Raw genomic sequence first — 18,918 nt, 5'->3', positions numbered from 1 at the left:
GCACGCGATCAAGCACATCCACGTCGTCGCGGCCCGTGGGGTGCCGACGAAGGCGTCCGTGCGGGCAGAGAGGGCCGCCGCATGAAGCACGCCATCAAGCACATCCACTTCGTCGGCGTGGGCGGCGCCGGCATGAGCGGCATCGCCGAGATCCTGCACAACCTGGGCTACACGGTGTCGGGCTCCGACCAGGCCGACAACGCCACCACGCGTCGACTGGCCGGCCTGGGGGTGCGCGTGTTCGTCGGCCACGACGCGGCGCACGTGGCCGGTGCCGGGGCGGTGGTCACGTCCACCGCGGTGAAGGGCGACAACCCCGAGGTCATCGCCGCGCGCGCGGCGCGCATCCCGGTGGTGCCGCGGGCAGTGATGCTGGCCGAGCTGATGCGCCTGAAGCAGGGCATCGCCATCGCCGGCACGCACGGCAAGACCACCACCACCTCGCTGGTCACCAGCATCCTGGCCGAGGCCGGCGTCGACCCCACCTTCGTCATCGGCGGCAAGCTCAATTCGGCTGGCGCCAATTCGCGGCTCGGCTCGGGCGACTACATCGTGGTCGAGGCCGACGAGAGCGACGCCTCGTTCCTGAACCTGCTGCCGGTGCTGGCCGTCGTCACCAACATCGACGCCGACCACATGGACACCTACGGGCACGACTTCGCGCGGCTGAAGGGTGCCTTCGTCGACTTCATCCACCGCATGCCGTTCTACGGCGCCGCGGTGCTGTGCGGCGACGACCCCGGCGTGCGCTCGATCATGCCGATGATCTCGCGGCCCATCGTCAACTACGGCCTCGGCGAAGAGGCGCAGATCCGCGCCGTCGACGTGCAGGCGCTGCCCGGCGGGCAGATGCGCTTCACCTGCCAGCGCCGCAACGGCAGCGTGCTGCCCGACCTCGACATCACGCTGAACCTGCCCGGCGAGCACAACGTGCGCAACGCGCTGGCGGCCATCGCGGTGGCCACCGAGCTCGAGTTGCCCGATGCGCCGATCGTCGCCGCGCTGGCCGCCTTCAGCGGCGTCGGCCGGCGCTTCCAGCGCTATGGCGAGCTGCCGGTGGCAGCGGCGCACGGCGGCGGCGAGTTCACGCTGATCGACGACTACGGCCACCACCCGGTGGAGATGGCCGCGGTGATTGCCGCGGCGCGCGGCGCCTTCCCGGGCCGGCGCCTGGTGCTGGCCTTCCAGCCGCACCGCTTCACCCGCACGCGCGACTGCTTCGAGGACTTCGTCAAGGTCATGGGCCAGGCCGACGCGGTGCTGCTGACCGAGGTGTACTCGGCCGGCGAGGCGCCGATCGTCGCCGCCGATGGCCGTGCACTGGCGCGCGCCTTACGCGTGGCCGGCCGCGTCGATCCGGTGTTCGTCGACGAGGTGGCCGAGCTGCCGCAGGCCATCGTGCAGCACAGCCGCGGAGGTGACGTGGTGATCGCGATGGGCGCGGGCTCGATCGGCGCCGTGCCGGGGCAGGTGGTCGAACTGGTGCAGGAGGGGCGCACATGACGGCAGTCGCTGAATCGTTCGGCAAGGTCGCGGTGCTGATGGGCGGCACCAGCGCCGAGCGCGAGGTCTCGCTGATGTCCGGTGGCGGTGTGCTGCAGGCGCTGCAGTCGCAAGGGGTCGACGCGCATGCCTTCGATCCCTCGCTGCGCGACCTGTCCGAACTGAAGCGCGAAGGCTTCGCCCGCGTCTTCATCGCCCTGCACGGCCGCCACGGCGAGGACGGCTGCGTGCAGGGCGCGCTCGAGCTGATGGGCATTCCCTACACCGGTTCCGGCGTGATGGCCTCGGCCATCGCGATGGACAAGACCATGACCAAGCGCGTGTTCGTCGCCGAGGGCCTGCCCACGCCGCGCTGGTGCTGGCTGGGGGCCGATGACCAGGCGCGCGAGCGGCTGCGCACCGTGCCCGACCAGCTCGGCCTGCCGCTGATCGTGAAGCCGCCGCGCGAAGGCTCGTCCATCGGCATCACCAAGGTCGCCGGTTACTCCGACATGACCGAGGCAGTGGCCCTGGCCACGCGCTACGATCCCGACGTGCTGTGCGAGGAGTTCATCGACGGCATCGAGGTCACCTGCCCGGTGCTCGGCCACGGCGCCAACGCGCAGGCGCTGCCGGTGGTGCGCATCGTCGCGCCCGAAGGCAACTACGACTACCAGCACAAGTACTTCACCGACGACACGGCCTACCTGTGCCCGAGCGGCCTGCCCGAGGCCGAGGAGCGTGAGATCCAGCGCGTCGTCGTCGCGGCCTACCGCGCGCTGGGCTGCCGCGGCTGGGGCCGGGCCGACCTGATGATCCGCGCCAGCGACCGCCAGCCCTTCCTGCTGGAGATGAACACCTCGCCGGGCATGACGGGGCACTCGCTGGTGCCGATGTCGGCCCGCGCCGCCGGCCTGTCCTACGAGGCGCTGTGCCTGCAGTTGCTGGCAGCGGCCACGCTCGACAGCGAGGTGGCGCCCGCCTGAGCCCATGGTCACGCTCGCCGCCCGCCCCCCCATCGAGTTGCCGCACGACGTGCGCCTGCTCAACGCCACCGCGCGTTGGGTGGCCGTGCTGGCGGTGCTGGCGCTGGGGGCCACCGCGGCGCTGTGGCTGGCGAGGCTGCCGCTGTTTGCGCTGCGCTCCATCCAGATCGAGGGCGACACCGCGCGCAACAGCGTCAGCACCATCCGCGCCAATGCGGCGCCGCGGCTGGCGGGCAACTTCTTCAGCCTCGACCTGCAGCAGGCGCGCGCGGCCTTCGAGTCGGTGCCCTGGGTGCGTCACGCGGTGGTGCGGCGCGTCTGGCCCAACCGGCTGGCGGTTCGGCTCGAGGAACACCGCGTTGCGGCATTGTGGGTGGCCGACGACGGCAACGACCGGCTGGTCAACAGCTTCGGCGAGGTCTTCGAGGCCAACACCGGCGATGTCGAGGACGAAGCCCTGCCGCGACTGGCCGGCCCCGATGCCAGCGCCGCGCGCATGCTGGCCTTGCACCGCCGCCTGTCGCCGGTGCTGGTGCGCCTGGACGCCGGCGACGTCGAGGCGCTGCACCTGTCGGGCCGCGGCTCGTGGCGCGCCGAGCTCGAAGGCGGCGCCACGCTCGAACTCGGCCGCGGCAGCGACGACGAAGTGATTGCCCGGGCCGAGCGCTTCGTGCGCACGGTGTCGCAGGTCACCGGCACCTACCAACGGCCCCTCGAATACGCCGACCTTCGACACACCGACGGCTACGCCGTGCGTCTGAAGGGCGTGATCACCCAGTTGCCGGCTGCCCCGGCGCGCAAGCGATAAGACACCACATGGCCAAACAGTACAACGATCTGGTCGTCGGGCTCGACATCGGCACCGCCAAGGTGATGGTGGTGGCCGCCGAGGTGATGCCCGGCGGAGAACTTCGCCTGGCCGGGCTGGGCGTGGCGCCCACGCACGGGCTCAAGCGCGGCGTGGTCGTCAACATCGACGCCACCGTGCAGAGCATCCAGCAGGCGCTGAAGGAGGCCGAGATGATGGCCGCCTGCAAGATCGAGAAGGTCTACACCGGCATCACCGGCAGCCACATCCGCGGCCAGAACTCCACGGGCATGGTCATCGTGCGCGACAACCGCGAGGTGACACCGGTGGACGTGAGCCGCGTCGTCGAGACGGCCAAGGCCATCAACATCCCGAACGACCAGCGCCTGCTGCTGGTCGAGCCGCAGGAATTCGTGATCGACGGCCACGAGGTGAAAGAGCCGATCGGCATGAGCGGCAGCCGGCTCGAGGTGAAGGTGCACATCGTCACCGGCGCGCAGAGCGCGGCCGAGAACATCCTGAAGTGCGTGCGCCGCTGCGGCCTCGAGGTGGAGCGCCTGGTGCTCAACCCCAGCGCCGCCGCCGCGGCGGTGCTGACCGACGACGAGAAGGACCTCGGCGTGGCCGTGGTCGACATCGGCGCCGGCACCACCGACGTGAGCATCTTCACCGACGGCGCCATCCGCCACACCGCGGTGATCCCGATCGCCGGCGACCTGATCACCAGCGACATCGCGATGGCGCTGCGCACGCCCACCAAGGACGCCGAGGAGATCAAGGTCGAGTACGGCGTGGCCAAGCAGTTGCTGGCCGACCCGAGCGAGAACCTCGAGGTGCCGGGCCTGGGCGACCGCGCGCCGCGCATGCTCAGCCGCCAGGCGCTGGCCGGCGTGATCGAGCCGCGCGTGGAAGAGATCTATTCGCTGGTGCACCAGGTCATCCGCGAATCGGGCTACGAGGAACTGCTGTCCTCGGGCATCGTGATCACCGGGGGCTCGGCCGTCATGCCGGGCATGGTGGAACTGGGCGAGGACATCTTCCTCAAGCCGGTGCGCAAGGGCCTGCCGACCTACAGCGGCCCGCTGTTCGACATGGTGGCCAACCCGCGCTCGGCCACGGTGATGGGCCTGCTCGAGGAGGCCCGCATGGCCCGCCTGCGGGGCCTCAAGGTGGCGCAGCAGGCCGGCTCGGTGCAGACGCTGTTCGGCCGCGCCAAGGACTGGTTTCTCGGCAACTTCTGACGACCACGAACACAAGGAACGGTCCACGTTCCACGCTCTTTGGGTTTTATCCGCATTCACATGGCAACTGCTACAGACGTACAAAGGAGAGTCACATGCCTATCGAGATGATCGAAGAGTTCGACCAGGGCACCCGCATCAAGGTGGTGGGCGTGGGCGGAGGCGGCGGCAACGCCGTCGAGCACATGATCGGCCAGGGGGTGCAAGGGGTGGAGTTTGTCTGCGCCAACACGGATGCGCAGGCGCTCAACCGGTCCAGCGCGCACCAGCTGATCCAGCTGGGCGACAACGGCCTGGGCGCCGGCGGCAAGCCCGAGAAGGGCAAGGCCGCGGCCGAAGAGGCCGAATCGCGCGTGCGCCAGGCGCTGGACGGCGCGCACATGGTGTTCATCACCGCCGGCATGGGCGGCGGCACCGGCACCGGCGCGGCGCCCATCGTGGCCCGCGTGGCCAAGGAGATGGGCATCCTCACCGTCGGTGTGGTGACCAAGCCCTTCGACTTCGAAGGCCCGCGCCGCATGAAGCAGGCCGATGCCGGCACCACCGAGCTCGAGGCCAACGTCGACAGCCTGATCGTGGTGCTCAACGAAAAGCTGCTCGAGGTGCTGGGCGACGACGTCACGCAGGACCAGGCGTTCGCGCACGCCAACGACGTGCTGAAGAACGCCGTCGGCGGCATCAGCGACATCATCCACATGCACGGCCTCGTCAACGTCGACTTCGAGGACGTGAAGACGGTGATGAGCGAGCCCGGCAAGGCGATGATGGGAACCGCGCAGGCCGGCGGCCCCGACCGCGCCACCAAGGCTGCCGAGGCGGCGGTGGCCTGCCCGCTGCTCGAGGGCATCGACCTGTCGGGCGCGCGCGGCGTGCTGGTGCTGATCGCGGCCAACCGCAACAACTTCAAGCTCAGCGAGAGCAAGGCGGCGATGAACACCATCCGCCGCTATGCCGCGGAGGACGCGCACATCATCTTCGGCGCGGCCTACGACGAGGGCCTGGGCGACCAGTTGCGCGTCACCGTCATCGCCACCGGCCTGTCGCGCACGCGGCCGGCCCTGCAACCGCTGACGGTGGTGCCGCCGACGGCCCAGCAGACCCCGGCGCTGCGCACCGGCACCGACAACCTGCCGATCCTCAACAACGTGGCGCCGCAGCCGATGAACGTCGGCCACACGGGTGGGCCGGTGCAGCACGACTACAGCGGGCTGTCCACGCCCAGCGTGTGGCGCAGCGCCCGCACGCAGGCCGCGGCCAAGGTGGAGGCGCTCAGCTCCAACGGCATGGACGAGATCGAGATCCCGGCCTTCCTGCGCAAGCAGGCGGACTGAGCCGGCGATGCCGGCCCCGGCCGGCGTCGATCTGCGAAGGACAGGACGGCCCGGGCGCGCGCCCCGGCCGTCCTTGTGCGCATCGCGTCACGCTGTGCCGGCCGCACCGAGGGCGCGGCCGCCCTCGGGCCGTGCCGACCTTGCACGCACGGGCTACCATCGCGCCCTGGCCGCATCGCACCTGGGTTCCGCGGCGGCAGAGGCAACCGGGGTGGGCGTGGGCATGACGTTCGAATTCGGACGCAGGCAGTTCTGTGTCGGCGCGGCGGCGGCGCTTTCCGCGGGCCCGCTGCGGGCGGCTCCGCCGTCTGCGCCACAGCCCCTGTTGACCATCCTGGACGGCGAGGCGATGGCCCTGATCGGTGCGCGCGCCGTGACGGCCGCCGAAGGCCTGCGGCTGCCCGACGGCACGATCGTCGAGACCACGCCCGGCACCACGCTGCTGCGGCTGGAGTGGCCCGACGGCAGCCTGCTCGACCTCGGTCCCGGCACCCGCGTGATGCTGCAGCCGGGGGCACTGGGGCGCCGTCAGGGCGCCGCGCCCGTGTGCTACCTGCTGTCCGGCTGGGTCAAGCAGCGCAGCGGTCCGACCGACCCCCACCGTGGCCATGTCTCGCCTCAGCTCGATGTGCTGCCGGCGCCAGGCGTGGTGGTGGCGCAGGTCGAGCCCGGCACCACCTGGCTGTTCGCCGAATCGGGCGGCGCCGCGGCCGTCGAACGGGCTGGCGCCGCGGGCCGGCATGCCTTGCCGGCGGGCGGCAGCTACCTCCGGAAAGGCGCGTTGGGCAGTGAGGTCTCGCCGCGGCCCGACCCGGCCCTGCTGAAGACCGTGCCGCGCGGGTTCCGCGACACCATCGGTCCGCGAGCCGCCCGATTCGAAGGCAAGGTCGTGGTGCCGGTCGATCGGCCCGTGCCCACCTACGAGGCGCTGGCGCCCTGGCTCACGGCCGAGCCGGCGCTGCGCCGTGAGTTTCCCCGCCGCTTCGCGACACTGGCGCGCGACGTGGCGTTCCGCTCCGGCCTGGCCGCCCGCCTCCCCGCGCACCCCGAGTGGGACACGGTGCTGTACCCCCAGTTGTTCGTCAAACCCGCCTCGACCCCCTACGGAGTCCGTCGATGAAGCTGCTCGTCAAGTTCAACCTGCTGTATGTGCTGGCCATGACCCTGGGCGTGGCCACCAGCGGGCTGATCGTCCGCAACCTGCTGCAGGCCAACGCGCAGGACGAGGTGCTCAACAGCGCGCGCTTGATGATGGAGAAGGCCGTCGCGGTGCGCGCCTACACGTCCAAGCAGATCACGCCGCTGCTCGAGACGCAGATGAAGTACGAATTCCTGCCGCAGTCGGTGCCCAGTTATTCGGCGGTGGAGGTGCTGTCCGCGGTGCAGGCCAAGCACCCCGAGTTCGCCTACAAGGAGGCCACGCTCAACCCCACCAACCCGCGCGACCGGGCCGCCGGCTGGGAGGTCGACATCGTCAGCCAGTTCCGCAACAGCGCCGACCTGAAGGAGTTCGTCGGCCAGCGCGACACGCCCGCGGGCCGGTCGCTCTTCATCGCCCGGCCGCTGCGCATCACCGACCCGGCCTGCCTGCGCTGCCATTCCAGCGTCGAGGCCGCGCCCAAGACCATGGTCGACAAGTACGGCCCGGCCAACGGCTTCGGCTGGAACCTCAACGAGGTGATCGGCGCGCAGATCATGTCGGTGCCGATGACGCTGCCGCTGGAGCGTGCCGACCGCTCGTTCCAGGTCTTCATCGGCGCGCTGGTGGGCGTGTTCGTCGCCGTCGGCGTGCTGCTCAACGCGATGATCTGGTTCGTCGTCGTGCGGCCCGTCACCCGGCTGTCGGAACTGGCCGACCGCGTCAGCCAGGGCGATCTCGACGCGCCCGAGTTCGCCACCGGCAGCCGTGATGAAATCGGCGTGCTCGCCCAGTCGTTCGCCCGAATGCGGGCCAGCGTCGTGCAGGCCATGAAGATGCTCGAAGCCTGACGTCCCGTGACACGCCACCCCTGACCCGCAGCGCCCGGCGATGCCCACCCCCGTTCCCGAACAGCTCGGCAAGTACCAGATCACCGAGGTCCTCGGCGAGGGCGCCATGGGCGTGGTCTACAAGGCCTTCGACCCGGACATCCGGCGCGTCGTGGCGCTCAAGACCATCCGCCGGCAGCTCGACGACGGATCGGATTTCGCCGAGTCCATCGCCGCGCGCTTCCGCAACGAGGCGCAGGCCGCCGGCCGCCTGCAGCACCCGGGCATCGTCGGCGTGTACGACTACGGCGAGGACGGCCGCACGGCCTTCATCGCGATGGAGTTCGTCGCCGGCAGCAACCTGTCGCATTTCCTGGCCAGCCAGATCCGCTTCACCGACGAAGACATCCTGAGCGTGATGACCCAGCTGCTCGACGCGCTCGAGCACGCGCACGGCCAGGGCGTGTGGCACCGCGACATCAAGCCCGCCAACCTGATCATGACCCGCGCCGGGCGCCTGAAGATCGCCGACTTCGGCATCGCCCGCATCGAGGCCGGTGGCCTGACCCAGGCCAACATGATGGTCGGCACGCCCACCTATATGGCGCCCGAGCAGTTCCTGGGCAAGCCGATCGACAAGCGGGTCGACATCTACGGCGCCGGCGTGGTGCTGTTCCAGTTGCTCACCGGCCGCCAGCCGTTCACTGGCACGCCCGAGGCGCTGATGTACAAGGTGGTGCACGATCCGGCGCCGGTGCCGTCGGAGGTGGAAGGCGGCGCGGCCCGGCCACGCGCCTACGATGCCATCGTCGCCAAGGCCCTGGCCAAGGACCCGGCGCAGCGCTTCGCATCGGCCGAGGCCTTCCGTGCCGCCGTGGCCATGGCCATCGGCAAGGCCGCCGCGGCCACCGTGTCCGACGCCACGATGACGGCCCTGGCCGCCCGGCGCACGGGCACCGATGGCGACGCCGCCGCGCCGACGGCGGGTTCGGCCGGCGGCGCGGCGGGCCGCTCCAGCGCGGCCTCCGCCGGGGGCGTGCCCACGCACTGGGACGCCGCCGTGCTGTCGCAGGTGGAGCACACGCTGGCGCGCCATGTCGGGCCGCTGGCCGGCGTGATGGTGCGGCGCGCCGCGCGCGACTGCGGCGACCTCACCGAGCTGTACAACCGCCTGGCCGCGCAGGTCAGCAACCCGGTGGCGCGCAGCGCCTTCCTGGGCCAGGCCTCGCAGGCCACCGCGCTCACCACCGCAGGCGGTGGTGCGGGCACCCGGTCGGCCGCGGCCGGCGCGGTCGACGACGCCCTGCGCGAACGTGCCGAGCGCCTGCTGGCCCAGCAGGTGGGGCCGATCGCGCGCATCGTGGTCAAGAAGGCCGCCGCGGCCACCGGGCAGCGCGACCTGTTCGTGGCGCGGCTGGCCGAGGCCATCACCGACACGACCCAGCGCCAGCGCTTCATCGACGAGTTGCAGCGTCTGGCGTGAGGCCGATGCGGCGCGCGGCACCGATCCGGGCCGGCGGTTGCCGCCCGTCCGTGCGAAGCCAGCCTGATCCGGCGGGCTGCCACGCCGTTGGCTGCCGATGCACGACAATGGCGCCATGATCCGCCAGCGCACCCTCCAGTCGATCACCCGTGCGGTCGGCGTCGGCATGCACAGCGGCCAGAAGGTCGAGCTCACGCTGCGGCCCGCCGCGCCCGACACCGGCATCGTCTTCCACCGCGTCGACCTGGCCGTGCCGGTGGCCATCCCGGTGCGCTTCGATTCGGTCAGCGACACCCGCATGGCCTCAACCATCTCGGCCGGCGGCGACCCCGGCGCGCCCAAGGTGCAGACCATCGAGCACTTCATGTCGGCCTGCTGCGGCCTGGGCATCGACAACCTGCACGTCGACATCACCGCCGACGAGGTGCCCATCCTCGACGGCTCGGCGGCCAGCTTCGTGTTCCTGCTGCAAAGCGCCGGCATCGCGCTGCAGGACGCGCCCAAGCGCTACCTGCGGGTGCTGCGCACAGTGGAGGTGCGCCAGGGCGAAGGGCAGCGGCTGATGTGGGCCCGGCTGGAACCCTTCAACGGCTTCAAGCTCAGCTTCGAGATCGATTTCGACCACCCGGCCGTCGACGCCACCGGCCAGCGCACCACCTTCGACATGGGCTCGGGCCGCTACAAGCGCGACATCGCGCGCGCCCGCACCTTCGGCTTCAGCAAGGACGTGGAGGCGATGCGCTCGCGCGGCCTCACGCTGGGCGGCAGCATGGACAACGCCATCGTCGTCGGCGAAGACCGCGTGCTCAATGCCGGTGGGCTGCGCTACGACGACGAGTTCACCAAGCACAAGATCCTCGACGCCATCGGCGACCTGTACAACGCCGGTCACCCGATGCTGGCCAGCTACACCGCCTTCAAGAGTGGCCACGCGCTCAACAACCTGCTGCTGCGCAAGCTGCTGACCGACCCCACGGCCTGGGAACTGGTGAGCTTCGACAACGCCGCCCGGGCGCCGGCCGGCTTTGCCGAACTGGCACCGGCCTGGTAGGCGCTGCGATGCTCGCCTTCCGGCTCGTCTTCGGTCTGCTGCTGGTGGCCAGCCTGCTGTGCTTCGCGATGTACGTGGGCACCAGCCAGGTGGTGTGGCGCAGGCGCGGCGTGCTGCTGCTGAAGTGGACGCTGATCGCCGCGCTGGGCTTCTTCGCCGTGCTCATCCTCGAGCGCCTGGCCCTGCTGCTGTAGAGTCGGACCGACCATGAAGTTGTTGTTCTGGATTTCCGGCCTGCTGCTCATCCCCCTCGCGGGTTCATCCATCTTCTTTTTCGTGCTGTACCTCAGCACCGGCGAGCCGGTGCCCAAGGAACGCGCGAAGGCGCTCTACCGCTGGTCGGTCGTGGTGGTGCTGGGCACCTTCGACATCTGGATCTTCGCCCGCGTCATCGACGGCATCAAGGCGCTGATCCACTAGCAAGCCTTGCCATCAGGGCGTCGGCACGTAGCGGTTGCCGTTGGCCTTGTAGCGGTCGATGGCCTTCTTCAGGTCCACGTACTCGGGGCACTGCAGGAAGCAGGCGTCGTCCAGTTCGGCCAGGCGCTTCTCGGCGCGGTCCAGGCGGCCTGTCATCAGGTACAGCTCGCCCGAATACTCCAGCGCGCCGGCGTGCCGCGGGTCGATGCGCAGCGCGGCGTCGTAAAAGCGTTCGGCCGCGGCCAGGTCGGGCTTGGCGGCCTTGCGCAGGCTGAAGCCCATCAGGTTGTTCCAGTCGGCGTTGCCGGTGTCGTTCTGGCGCGTCAGTTCGTCGATCGCCGCCGGCCAGTTGCGCTGGGCGATGAAGCCGCGCACCGGCGACAGCCGATCGGTGCCATGCGGCGCCGGCACGGGCGTGTCGGCGGCCTGTGCGGCCCCGAGGGACAGGGCCAGCAGGCCGGCCGTCAGCGCGCGGAGGAAGGAGAACAGCGTCATGTCGAAGTCCTGGCGGGTGGGGATGGCAATGGAGGGGCCATTGTCGATCGTCTGGCCGCCACCCTGGCCAGCATCTGGGCAAGCCGACCTTCACGACCCTCACGACCGTCACCGCGCCAGCCGTCGTGCCCGCGCCCGCCCGTCGTCGCCATCGCAGGGCTGGGCTATGCTGCGACGACTTCAGCGCGGCGCAACGGGCATGAGCGACATCACCGAGTGGATCCAGGCGGCAGGCCGCGGCGATGCCGGCGCCATCGACCGGCTCTACCGCCTGCTCTATGCCGACCTGCGGCAGGTGGCCCATGCCAAGCTGCGACGCGGGCCTGGCCCCACGCTGCTGGACACCACCTCGCTGGTGCACGAGAGCTACCTGCGCCTGGCACAGCTCGAGCGGCTGAGCGTCAACGACCGCGGGCATTTCATGGCCTATGCCGCGCGCGCGATGCGCTCGGTCATCGTCGACCTGGTGCGCGAATCGCGGGCCGAGCGCCGCGGCGGCGACCTGCAGCGGGTCACGCTGGACACCGCGGTGTCCGACGCCACGCCGGCCGGCGACGAGCAGATCCTGGCGGTGCACGAGGCGCTGGAGGCGCTGGCCGCGATCGACGAGCGCATGGTGCGCGTGGTGGAGATGCGCTACTTCGTCGGCCTGGAGATGGACGAGATCGCGCAGGCGCTGGGCGTGGGCAAGCGCACCGTCGAGCGCGACTGGGAGAAGGCGCGCAGCTTCCTCTACGCGGCGCTGAAGCGCGAATGACGCACCCGGGCACGTGCCATGGCGGATGCCGCCGCCGGAATGCGTGATCCCGGGTGACCGAGGTCCCGTGCACGCCATGCAACCGTCTCCCGCCGACTGGGCCATCCTCTTCCAACTGCTGGACGAGGCACTGGACGGGCCGCCCACCGACCGCGAAGCCTGGCTGGCGGCGCTGCCGGCCGATCGGCAGCGACTGATCCCGGCGCTGCGCCATCTGCTGGAGGACCGCCAGGCGCTCGACCGCAGCGATTTCCTGCGTGTGCTGCCGGCGCTGACGGCCGGCGGCGCGGCGCCTTCGTCGGACTCCGTGGCCGGCCAGGCCATCGGCCCTTACGTGCTGCTGCGCGAACTGGGCGTCGGCGGCATGGCCTGTGTGTGGCTGGCGCGGCGCGGCGACGGGGCCCATGGCCGCGAGGTGGCGCTGAAGCTGCCCTGGCTGGGCGCGCGGGCGCAGGTGATCGGCGAGCGCTTTGCGCGCGAGCGGCAGATCCTGTCGGCGCTGAGCCACCCGCACATCGCCAGCGTGCTCGACGCCGGCACCCACGGCGCGCAGCCCTGGCTGGCGATGGAGTACGTCGACGGCCTGCCCATCACCCGCTGGGCCGAGCAGCATCGGCTCGACGTGCCCGCCCGCCTGCGGCTGATGCGGCAGGTGCTGCAGGCAGTGCAGCATGCGCATGCCCAACTGGTGATCCACCGTGACCTCAAGCCCGGCAACGTGCTGGTCGACCACCATGGCCAGGTCAAGCTGCTCGATTTCGGCGTGGCCAAGCTGCTGGACGACACCGGCGTCACCGCCGACACCGAGCTCACCCAGCTGGGTGGCCGCGCGCTGACGCCGCAGTACGCCTCGCCCGAGCAGATCGCCGGCACGCCGCTGGGCACCGCCAGCGACGTCTATTCGCTGGGCGTGCTCATGCATGAGCTGCTCACCGGCCGCCTGCCCTATGCGCTGAAGCGAGCGACTCCCGCCGCGCTGGAGGAGGCCATCCTGGCCGCCGACACCGGCAAGCCCAGCGCCGCCGCCACCGACCCGGCCACCCAGCGCGCGCTGCGCGGCGATGTCGACACCATCGTGGGCAAGGCCATGGCGCCGCGGCCGGCCGACCGCTATGCCTCGGCCGAGGCGCTGGCGCAGGACATCGAGCGCCATCTTCAGGCGCTGCCCATCCTGGCGCGCCCGGCCACGCTGGGCTACCGCCTGGGCCGCTTGTTAGAGCGCCAGGGCCTGGCCATCGCGGCGGGTGCCCTGGTGGCGGTGGCGCTGGTGGTCGGTGCCGGCGTGGCCTGGTGGCAGGCCGACCGCGCCCGTGCCGAGGCCCAGCGCTCGAACGCGGTGCAGGCTTTCCTGGCCAAGGTGCTGTCCTACAACGATCCCCAGCAGTCGCAGGGCCGCGAGCTCAGCGCGCGCCAGCTGCTCGACCTGACCGCCGGGCGCATCGACGGCGACTTTGCCGGCCAGCCCGACGTGCAGGCGCAACTGCATCAGGTGGTGGGCAGCATCTACCTCGAGATGGGCGCCATGGCCGCGGCGGCCACCCACCTGCAGCGCAGCCTGGCCGTGCGCGAGCGGCTGGCCTCGCCGGGCGACGAGCGCAGCGTGGAAACGCTCTTTTGGCTCGGCCAGGCACAGATGGAGTTGCGCGACTTTGCCAAGGCCGAGGCCACGCTGGCCCGCGTGACCGCGCTGGCCGACGGCCTGGGCCCGCGGCCGCAGCGCTGGACCGGCCGCGTGCTGGCCTGGCAGGCCTACATGGCCTCGCAGCAGGGCCAGCTCGACCGCAGCCTGGCCCTCGGCGACGAGGCGCTGCGCGAGCAGGCCCGGTTCAGCGGCGAGGCCACGGCCGACTACTTCACCGTGGCCAACAACGTGGCCGTCAACCACATCGCGGGTGGCCGCCTCGCCGAGGCGCAGGCGCTGGTGCAGCGCATCGAGCAGCTGGCACCCCAGGTGAGCGACTACCCGGTGACCGACCGCATTGGCACCCGCACCCAGCTGGCGCAGTTGCAGTTCAACCGCGGCGAGTTCGCCGCGGCCGAGCAGGCCCTGCGCGAGACCGTGCCGCTGGTCGACCGCCACATCGGCCCGCACCACGACCGCACGGCGGTCACGCGGGCGCTGTATGCGCGCGTGCTGGCCGAGCTGGGGCGCTATGGCGAAGCGGTCGATGTGCAGCGGGCCAATGTGGCCAACGTCGCGGCCCGCACGCCGCCGGAGCCCGAGGCCGTGAAGCTCGCCGAACTGCAACTGGTGCGCCTGCTAACGCAGGGGGGCCGCCATGAGGACGCCGTGGCGATGGCGCGCGAAGTGAGCGCTTTTCTCGACGCCAAGTACGCGCAACCCACGCGCTATCGCGAGGCGGCGCGCTGGTACCTGGCCGATGCCCTGCTGGGTGCAGGCCAGCGCGACGAGGGCCTGCAGGCCCTGAGGGCCAGCCTGGCCAACGCCGAGCAGATGGGCAAGGCCAACAACCCGCTGGAGCGTGCGGCCAAGCGCCTGCAACTGGCGGTGGCCGCGCGGGGCACGGCCGATGCCACCGCGGCCGCGGCGGCCGCCGACCAGGCCTGCGCCACGCTGACGGCCGCGCTGGGGCCGACCAACCCGCGCAGCCTGAAATGCCAGGCGGTGGCGGCCTGGCTCGGCGCGCTGCAGACCCCGGCGGCCCAGCGCGCGGAGGCCGGCGCGCGCTTCCGGGTCGCGCTGGGCCCCGCGCTGCAGCCGCTGCCGGCGCTGCATCCGTTTCGTGCCGAGATGATGGGCGCGGAAGCCGAGATCCTGCGCGCAGACGGTCAGGTGCTGGCCGCTGCCGCACGCCGGGCCGAGGCCGACGCGTTGTATGGCCAGGCCATCGGCGGAGCCTTGCCCGACGGTTTCCTGGTGCTGCATTGACCCTGGGGCCCGGGCCGAAGCCCGTCGGCGTGGTTCGCGTGCGTGGCGGGTTTCGCGCCGGGTCTGCGTGGGCATCAGCGTGGATGAATCACAGCCAACGGAGCCCGCGCGATGACCTCACCCCAATTGACGATGCTCGGCCTGGGCGTTTTCATCCTGGTCTTTGGCGGCCTGACGCTGTGGATCACCTGGCGGGTGCTGGGCGGCCTGCGTGTCCAATGGCGGCAGCGCGGCCAAGCCCGGCGCCTGGCCGCTGCCGAAGGCTGGCGGTATGCGGGCCACGATCAGTTCACCTGCAAGCTGGGCGAACGGGAGTGGCGTGGCGGGCCGCACCAGGATGAAGACGATGGCCAGCGCTGGACCGATTTCGAGGGTGGCGTGCCGGGCGTGTCGCCCGGCGGCTTCGTCGTCGTGTCGCGCAAGTCCTGGCAGCGCTCGCGCGCCAAGTGGCGCCAGCGTCAGAGCCAGCCGGCGCCGGACAACATGCTGTTCCGCGCCGAGGCGGCCATCGAGGATCTGCTGCACCGGGCCACCGGCAGGGTCTTCGAACCCTCCCTGGAACACCCCGATGACGACCGGGTGAACTGGACCCCGCAGGAGGTGGGCAGCGCCGCCTTCAGCGAACGCTGGGTGCTGCTGGCCAGCGAGCCGCTGTGGGCGGCCGTGTGGACGCCGGCGGTCGACGCCCTCTGGCTGCGGGCCCATGCGCTGCGCGACGGCGAGATCCATGCCCATGCCCAGCACCATTTCCTGAGCCTCAAGCGCGACGACGGCAAGACCGAGCCCACGCTGGACGAAGTGGCCGCCCTGCTGCGCCTGGGCCATGCACTGATGCAGACCACGCAAGCCGTCGCCAGCCCGCGCGCGCCGGCCGGTGTCGCAGCGGTCGATCCGGCCTGAGCCGGCTCGAGCCAGGCGCCTGGCGAATCGCACGCGCTGGGCCCCGCCTGGCCTGCAATCGCAGCACTCTGTCAGGCCCGACGAGCGTTCCCGCAGCCCGTGGTGGCGGATTCAGGCGGGCTTTTGCGTGTTCAGGGGCAGGTCACAGCTCTGGAGGAATCGACCATGGCCCACCGTTTGATGTTGCCCGGCAAGCCGGAAGGCCTGCCGTTCATCTGGAATGTCGATGCGCACGTCGGCCACTTGGCCTCCTGTGCCAATCGACCAACCGATGTCGAGTTGATCAAGTACCTGCGCACCATGCTCGATTCGTTCGGCAAGCCGAGCCGCCCCCGGCACGCCAGCGTGGCCAACGTGCGCCTGGAACTCAATGGCCAGTTCGATGCGGTGCTGGCGTACAGGATCTTCTCGTCGCAAGCCGGCATGCAGTACCCGGGCAAGGTGGTCGACGGCATCATCAGCCCCATCCGGGGTCACGGCTCGCCCTACATCTGGACGCTGGGACAGTGGAACTACCACTTTCACAAGGCGCAACCCGTGCTGTTCCAGAACCTGCCCGATGCGCCGGGCCTCAGCGCGGCGCTGCGGGCCGAGTTGAAGCGCACGGTCTAGCGCCAGCCCACGGGCACGCCAATGTGCACGACCGCAGCGTCACAGCGCTGGTGCTGCAGCCCAGGCGGCATGGCCTGCGCGCGGAACTGCTGGCCGCAAACGAGGAGATCGTCGAGGGCGGCGGCCCCCGGCGCATCGGCGCTGCGCGTGCAGGCTGCCGCGGTGCATCCGCGGGAGCTCGGCCGTTCGGGGGGCCGGGATCGAGCGGGGTCGTTCACCGAGCGCCAGGGCGGCGCAGCGTGCACCGCCCTGGCTGCGGGTGACGCCGGTCAGGCCACCAGCTGGAACTCCTCCGATGACAACATCGCCGATCCGCCCGGCACGCCACCGGCGTTGACCACCGCGAACAGCGTGCTGTCGCCTGCCGCCGCAAAGGTCGCGTTGTAGAACAGCTGGCCGGTGGTGGTGTTGTTGTAGATGCCCACCGGCGCATTGGCGGCGTTGCCGGTGAACCCGGCGCCTTCGAAGTAGAAGGCCGGACTCAGTTCGCCGACCGCGAAGCCGCCCACCGCCACCATGCCGCCGAAGATGCCGATGTTCAGCGCGATGTCGTCATCGCCGCCCGCGCCTTCGGCGCCGGCCACGAAGATGGCCATCTGGATCTCGTCGACGTTGGTCACCGCGTTCAACGGGGTGTTGAAGACGAAGACGTCCTGGGCGAAGTCGTTCACGCCGGCCGCCGCGTCCACTGCACGCAGCGTGTCGCCGCCCAGCCCGCCGGCCAGCGTGTCAGCGCCGAAGCCGCCCTGCAGCAGGTCGTTGCCCCCCATCCCCAGCAGCACGTCGGCGCCGGCCAGGCCGAGCAGCGTGTTGCCGGCCGCGTTGCCGGTGATGGTGTTGTCGCTGACGTTGCCGGTGCCGCCGAGCGGCAGCGCGGTCGTCAGCTCGAGGTCCTCGACGTCGCTGTCGGTCAGCGTGTAGGTGACGCTGGACTTGACCTTGTCCAGCCCGCCGCCAGCGAACTCGAACACCTGGTCGGCGGCGTTGTCGACGAGGTAGGTGTCGTTGCCGCCCAGGCCCTGCAGGATGTCGCCCGCACCGCCACCGTCGATGGTGTTGGCAGCGCCATTGCCGGTGATGACGTTGGCCAGCGCATTGCCGGTGCCGTCGATCGCGGCGGCGCCGGTCAGCGTCAGGTTCTCCACGCTGGCGCCCAGCGTCCAGCCGACCGACGAGTCCACCCGGTCGATGCCGCCGCCCGCGGCCTCGGTCACCACGTCGCTGGCCGAATCGACCACGAACACGTCGTTGCCGATGCCACCGTCCATGCTGTCGTTGCCCAGGCCGCCGTCCAGCAAGTCGTGGCCGTCGCCGCCGAGCAGCGTGTCGGCACCGATCAGGCCGAGCAGCGTGTCGTCACCGCCCATGCCCGACAAGGTGTTGCCGACGAGGTTGCCGGTGATGAGGTTGCCCAGCCCGTTGCCGGTGCCGTTGACGCCTGCCGGCAGCAGCGTGAAGTTGCCGGTCACCGGGTCGAAGACGACCTGGCTGTTCTGCAGCTCCAGGTTCTCGATCCACCCACCGAGCGTGAGGCTCGACGCGCGGGAGTACACCAGGTCGGTGCCGCCCAGCGAGAACTGCTCGCTGACCACGTCGCCGGGGTTGTCGGCGTAGTAGGTGTCGTTGCCGAGGCCGCCGTCCATGGTGTCGGCACCGGCGCCACCGGCCAGCACATTGGCCGCGCCGTTGCCGGTGATCTTGTTCGCCGCCGTGTTGCCAGTGCCGTCGATCGCCGCATTGCCAGTCAGTACCAGGTCTTCGAGGTTAGCGCCCAGCGTCCACGTGATGCTGGACTTCACCGTGTCATTGCCTTCCAGCGGGTTTTCCGTCACCACGTCGCCGGTGTTGTCGACGATGTAGGTGTCGTCGCCCAGGCCGCCGGTCAAGGTGTCGGCGCCGGTGCCGCCGTCGAGGATGTTGTTGCCCAGGTTGCCGAGGATGACGTTGTTCAGCGCGTTGCCGGTGCCGTTGGTCGACCCGATGCCGGTGAGCGTCAGGTTCTCGACGAAGTTGCCCAGCGTGAAGGAGATGGTCGATTCGACCGTGTCCGTGCCGCCGAATATGCCTTCGACGACCGCGTCGCCGACGTTGTCGACGCGGTAGAGGTCGTTGTCGTTGCCGCCGGTCATGCTGTCGGCGCCGGTGCCGCCGGTGAGGGTGTCGTTGCCGGCGCCTCCTTCGAGGGTGTCGTTGCCGGTGCTGCCGGTCAGCGAGTCGTCGCCGCCCAGGCCCTGGAGGATGTAGTTGTCGCCCGGCGCGGCGGCGAGGACGTTGTTGAAGCCGTCGCCGGTGATGGTGATGGTCATGATGGTCTCTCCTGATTCATGTGGATGTGTCGATGAAAGGACATGGATTCCGGGTGGCCCGGGATCGGGCAGGACGAGGTCGCGTCCTGGCCCGTCCGGGCAACCCGGTCACCCCGTGTCAGGGGGTGTCGGGGGACGCGCCTGGATCCGGCCGCAGGGGCGGCGGAACGGCGCGTGGCATGGGTCGA

At 70.8% G+C, this 18,918-nt stretch carries 17 protein-coding genes; 15 read left to right on the top strand and 2 right to left on the bottom strand.

Annotated features, from left to right (window positions below):
* Positions 1 to 81 precede the first annotated feature (81 nt).
* The 11 genes from murC (at position 82) to EOINJALH_RS24315 (ending at position 10,770) form a co-directional block, all read left to right on the top strand.
* Positions 82 to 1,503, top strand: coding sequence for a UDP-N-acetylmuramate--L-alanine ligase (gene murC, locus EOINJALH_RS24365; protein ID WP_088285033.1), 1,422 nt, complete (start codon positions 82 to 84; stop codon positions 1,501 to 1,503).
* The gene (locus tag EOINJALH_RS24360; RefSeq protein ID WP_088285031.1) at positions 1,500 to 2,468 is read left to right on the top strand and encodes a D-alanine--D-alanine ligase; all 969 of its coding nucleotides are present in this window, start codon (positions 1,500 to 1,502) and stop codon (positions 2,466 to 2,468) included. Before murC ends, EOINJALH_RS24360 begins: the two co-directional genes overlap by 4 nt.
* A gap of 4 nt (positions 2,469 to 2,472) precedes the next feature.
* Positions 2,473 to 3,276: a cell division protein FtsQ/DivIB gene (locus tag EOINJALH_RS24355; RefSeq protein WP_088285029.1), complete on the top strand. Its 804-nt coding sequence runs from the start codon at positions 2,473 to 2,475 to the stop codon at positions 3,274 to 3,276.
* An 8-nt stretch (positions 3,277 to 3,284) separates the two neighbouring features.
* The gene (ftsA, locus tag EOINJALH_RS24350; RefSeq protein WP_088285027.1) at positions 3,285 to 4,517 is read left to right on the top strand and encodes a cell division protein FtsA; all 1,233 of its coding nucleotides are present in this window, start codon (positions 3,285 to 3,287) and stop codon (positions 4,515 to 4,517) included.
* Between the two features lie 95 nt (positions 4,518 to 4,612).
* Positions 4,613 to 5,848 carry a cell division protein FtsZ gene (ftsZ, locus tag EOINJALH_RS24345; protein WP_088285025.1) on the top strand — a complete coding sequence of 412 codons (1,236 nt, stop codon included), beginning with the start codon at positions 4,613 to 4,615 and terminating at the stop codon, positions 5,846 to 5,848.
* 325 nt (positions 5,849 to 6,173) lie between these two features.
* Positions 6,174 to 6,968: a hypothetical protein gene (locus EOINJALH_RS24340; RefSeq protein WP_144290150.1), complete on the top strand. Its 795-nt coding sequence runs from the start codon at positions 6,174 to 6,176 to the stop codon at positions 6,966 to 6,968.
* Positions 6,965 to 7,837, top strand: coding sequence for a DUF3365 domain-containing protein (locus EOINJALH_RS24335; protein ID WP_088285021.1), 873 nt, complete (start codon positions 6,965 to 6,967; stop codon positions 7,835 to 7,837). The genes EOINJALH_RS24340 and EOINJALH_RS24335 overlap by 4 nt, the downstream gene beginning before the upstream one ends.
* 40 nt (positions 7,838 to 7,877) lie before the next feature.
* A complete protein-coding gene (locus EOINJALH_RS24330) occupies positions 7,878 to 9,299 on the top strand; it encodes a serine/threonine-protein kinase (protein ID WP_088285019.1) in 1,422 nt (473 codons plus the stop codon).
* 115 nt (positions 9,300 to 9,414) lie between these two features.
* Positions 9,415 to 10,350: a UDP-3-O-acyl-N-acetylglucosamine deacetylase gene (gene lpxC / locus EOINJALH_RS24325; RefSeq protein WP_088285146.1), complete on the top strand. Its 936-nt coding sequence runs from the start codon at positions 9,415 to 9,417 to the stop codon at positions 10,348 to 10,350.
* Between the two features lie 8 nt (positions 10,351 to 10,358).
* Positions 10,359 to 10,544, top strand: a complete 186-nt coding sequence (locus EOINJALH_RS24320; protein WP_088285017.1) for a hypothetical protein — start codon at positions 10,359 to 10,361, stop codon at positions 10,542 to 10,544.
* 13 nt (positions 10,545 to 10,557) lie between these two features.
* Positions 10,558 to 10,770: a hypothetical protein gene (locus EOINJALH_RS24315; protein ID WP_088285015.1), complete on the top strand. Its 213-nt coding sequence runs from the start codon at positions 10,558 to 10,560 to the stop codon at positions 10,768 to 10,770.
* Positions 10,771 to 10,782: 12 nt separating this feature from the next.
* Here the strand turns inward: EOINJALH_RS24315 and EOINJALH_RS24310 are convergent, their stop codons facing one another.
* On the bottom strand, positions 10,783 to 11,265 hold the full coding sequence (locus tag EOINJALH_RS24310) for a lipopolysaccharide assembly protein LapB (protein WP_088285013.1): 483 nt from the start codon (positions 11,263 to 11,265) through the stop codon (positions 10,783 to 10,785).
* A gap of 199 nt (positions 11,266 to 11,464) precedes the next feature.
* Between EOINJALH_RS24310 and EOINJALH_RS24305 the strand changes: the two genes are divergently transcribed.
* From EOINJALH_RS24305 to EOINJALH_RS24290, 4 genes are all read left to right on the top strand, one after another.
* Positions 11,465 to 12,022 (top strand): ECF-type sigma factor, encoded by a 558-nt coding sequence (locus EOINJALH_RS24305; RefSeq protein ID WP_158219881.1) that lies wholly within the window; start codon positions 11,465 to 11,467, stop codon positions 12,020 to 12,022.
* Positions 12,023 to 12,098: 76 nt separating this feature from the next.
* Entirely contained in the window at positions 12,099 to 14,912 is a 2,814-nt protein-coding gene (locus EOINJALH_RS24300; protein ID WP_158219880.1) for a serine/threonine-protein kinase, read from the top strand.
* 111 nt (positions 14,913 to 15,023) lie between these two features.
* Positions 15,024 to 15,812 (top strand): phage holin family protein, encoded by a 789-nt coding sequence (locus EOINJALH_RS24295; RefSeq protein ID WP_144290149.1) that lies wholly within the window; start codon positions 15,024 to 15,026, stop codon positions 15,810 to 15,812.
* Positions 15,813 to 15,977: 165 nt separating this feature from the next.
* A complete protein-coding gene (locus EOINJALH_RS24290) occupies positions 15,978 to 16,424 on the top strand; it encodes a hypothetical protein (protein WP_144290148.1) in 447 nt (148 codons plus the stop codon).
* A gap of 269 nt (positions 16,425 to 16,693) precedes the next feature.
* Here EOINJALH_RS24290 and EOINJALH_RS24285 read toward each other — a convergent pair whose 3' ends face one another.
* Positions 16,694 to 18,730 carry a calcium-binding protein gene (locus EOINJALH_RS24285; RefSeq protein WP_088285003.1) on the bottom strand — a complete coding sequence of 679 codons (2,037 nt, stop codon included), beginning with the start codon at positions 18,728 to 18,730 and terminating at the stop codon, positions 16,694 to 16,696.
* Between the last annotated feature and the right edge of the window lie 188 nt (positions 18,731 to 18,918).

The organism is Ideonella sp. A 288, assembly GCF_002198735.1.
In the GTDB taxonomy this organism is placed as follows: Bacteria; Pseudomonadota; Gammaproteobacteria; order Burkholderiales; family Burkholderiaceae_C; genus Pseudaquabacterium.
The sequence above is the reverse complement of the archived record's forward strand: the minus strand, read 5'-3'. Positions and strand labels throughout refer to the sequence as shown.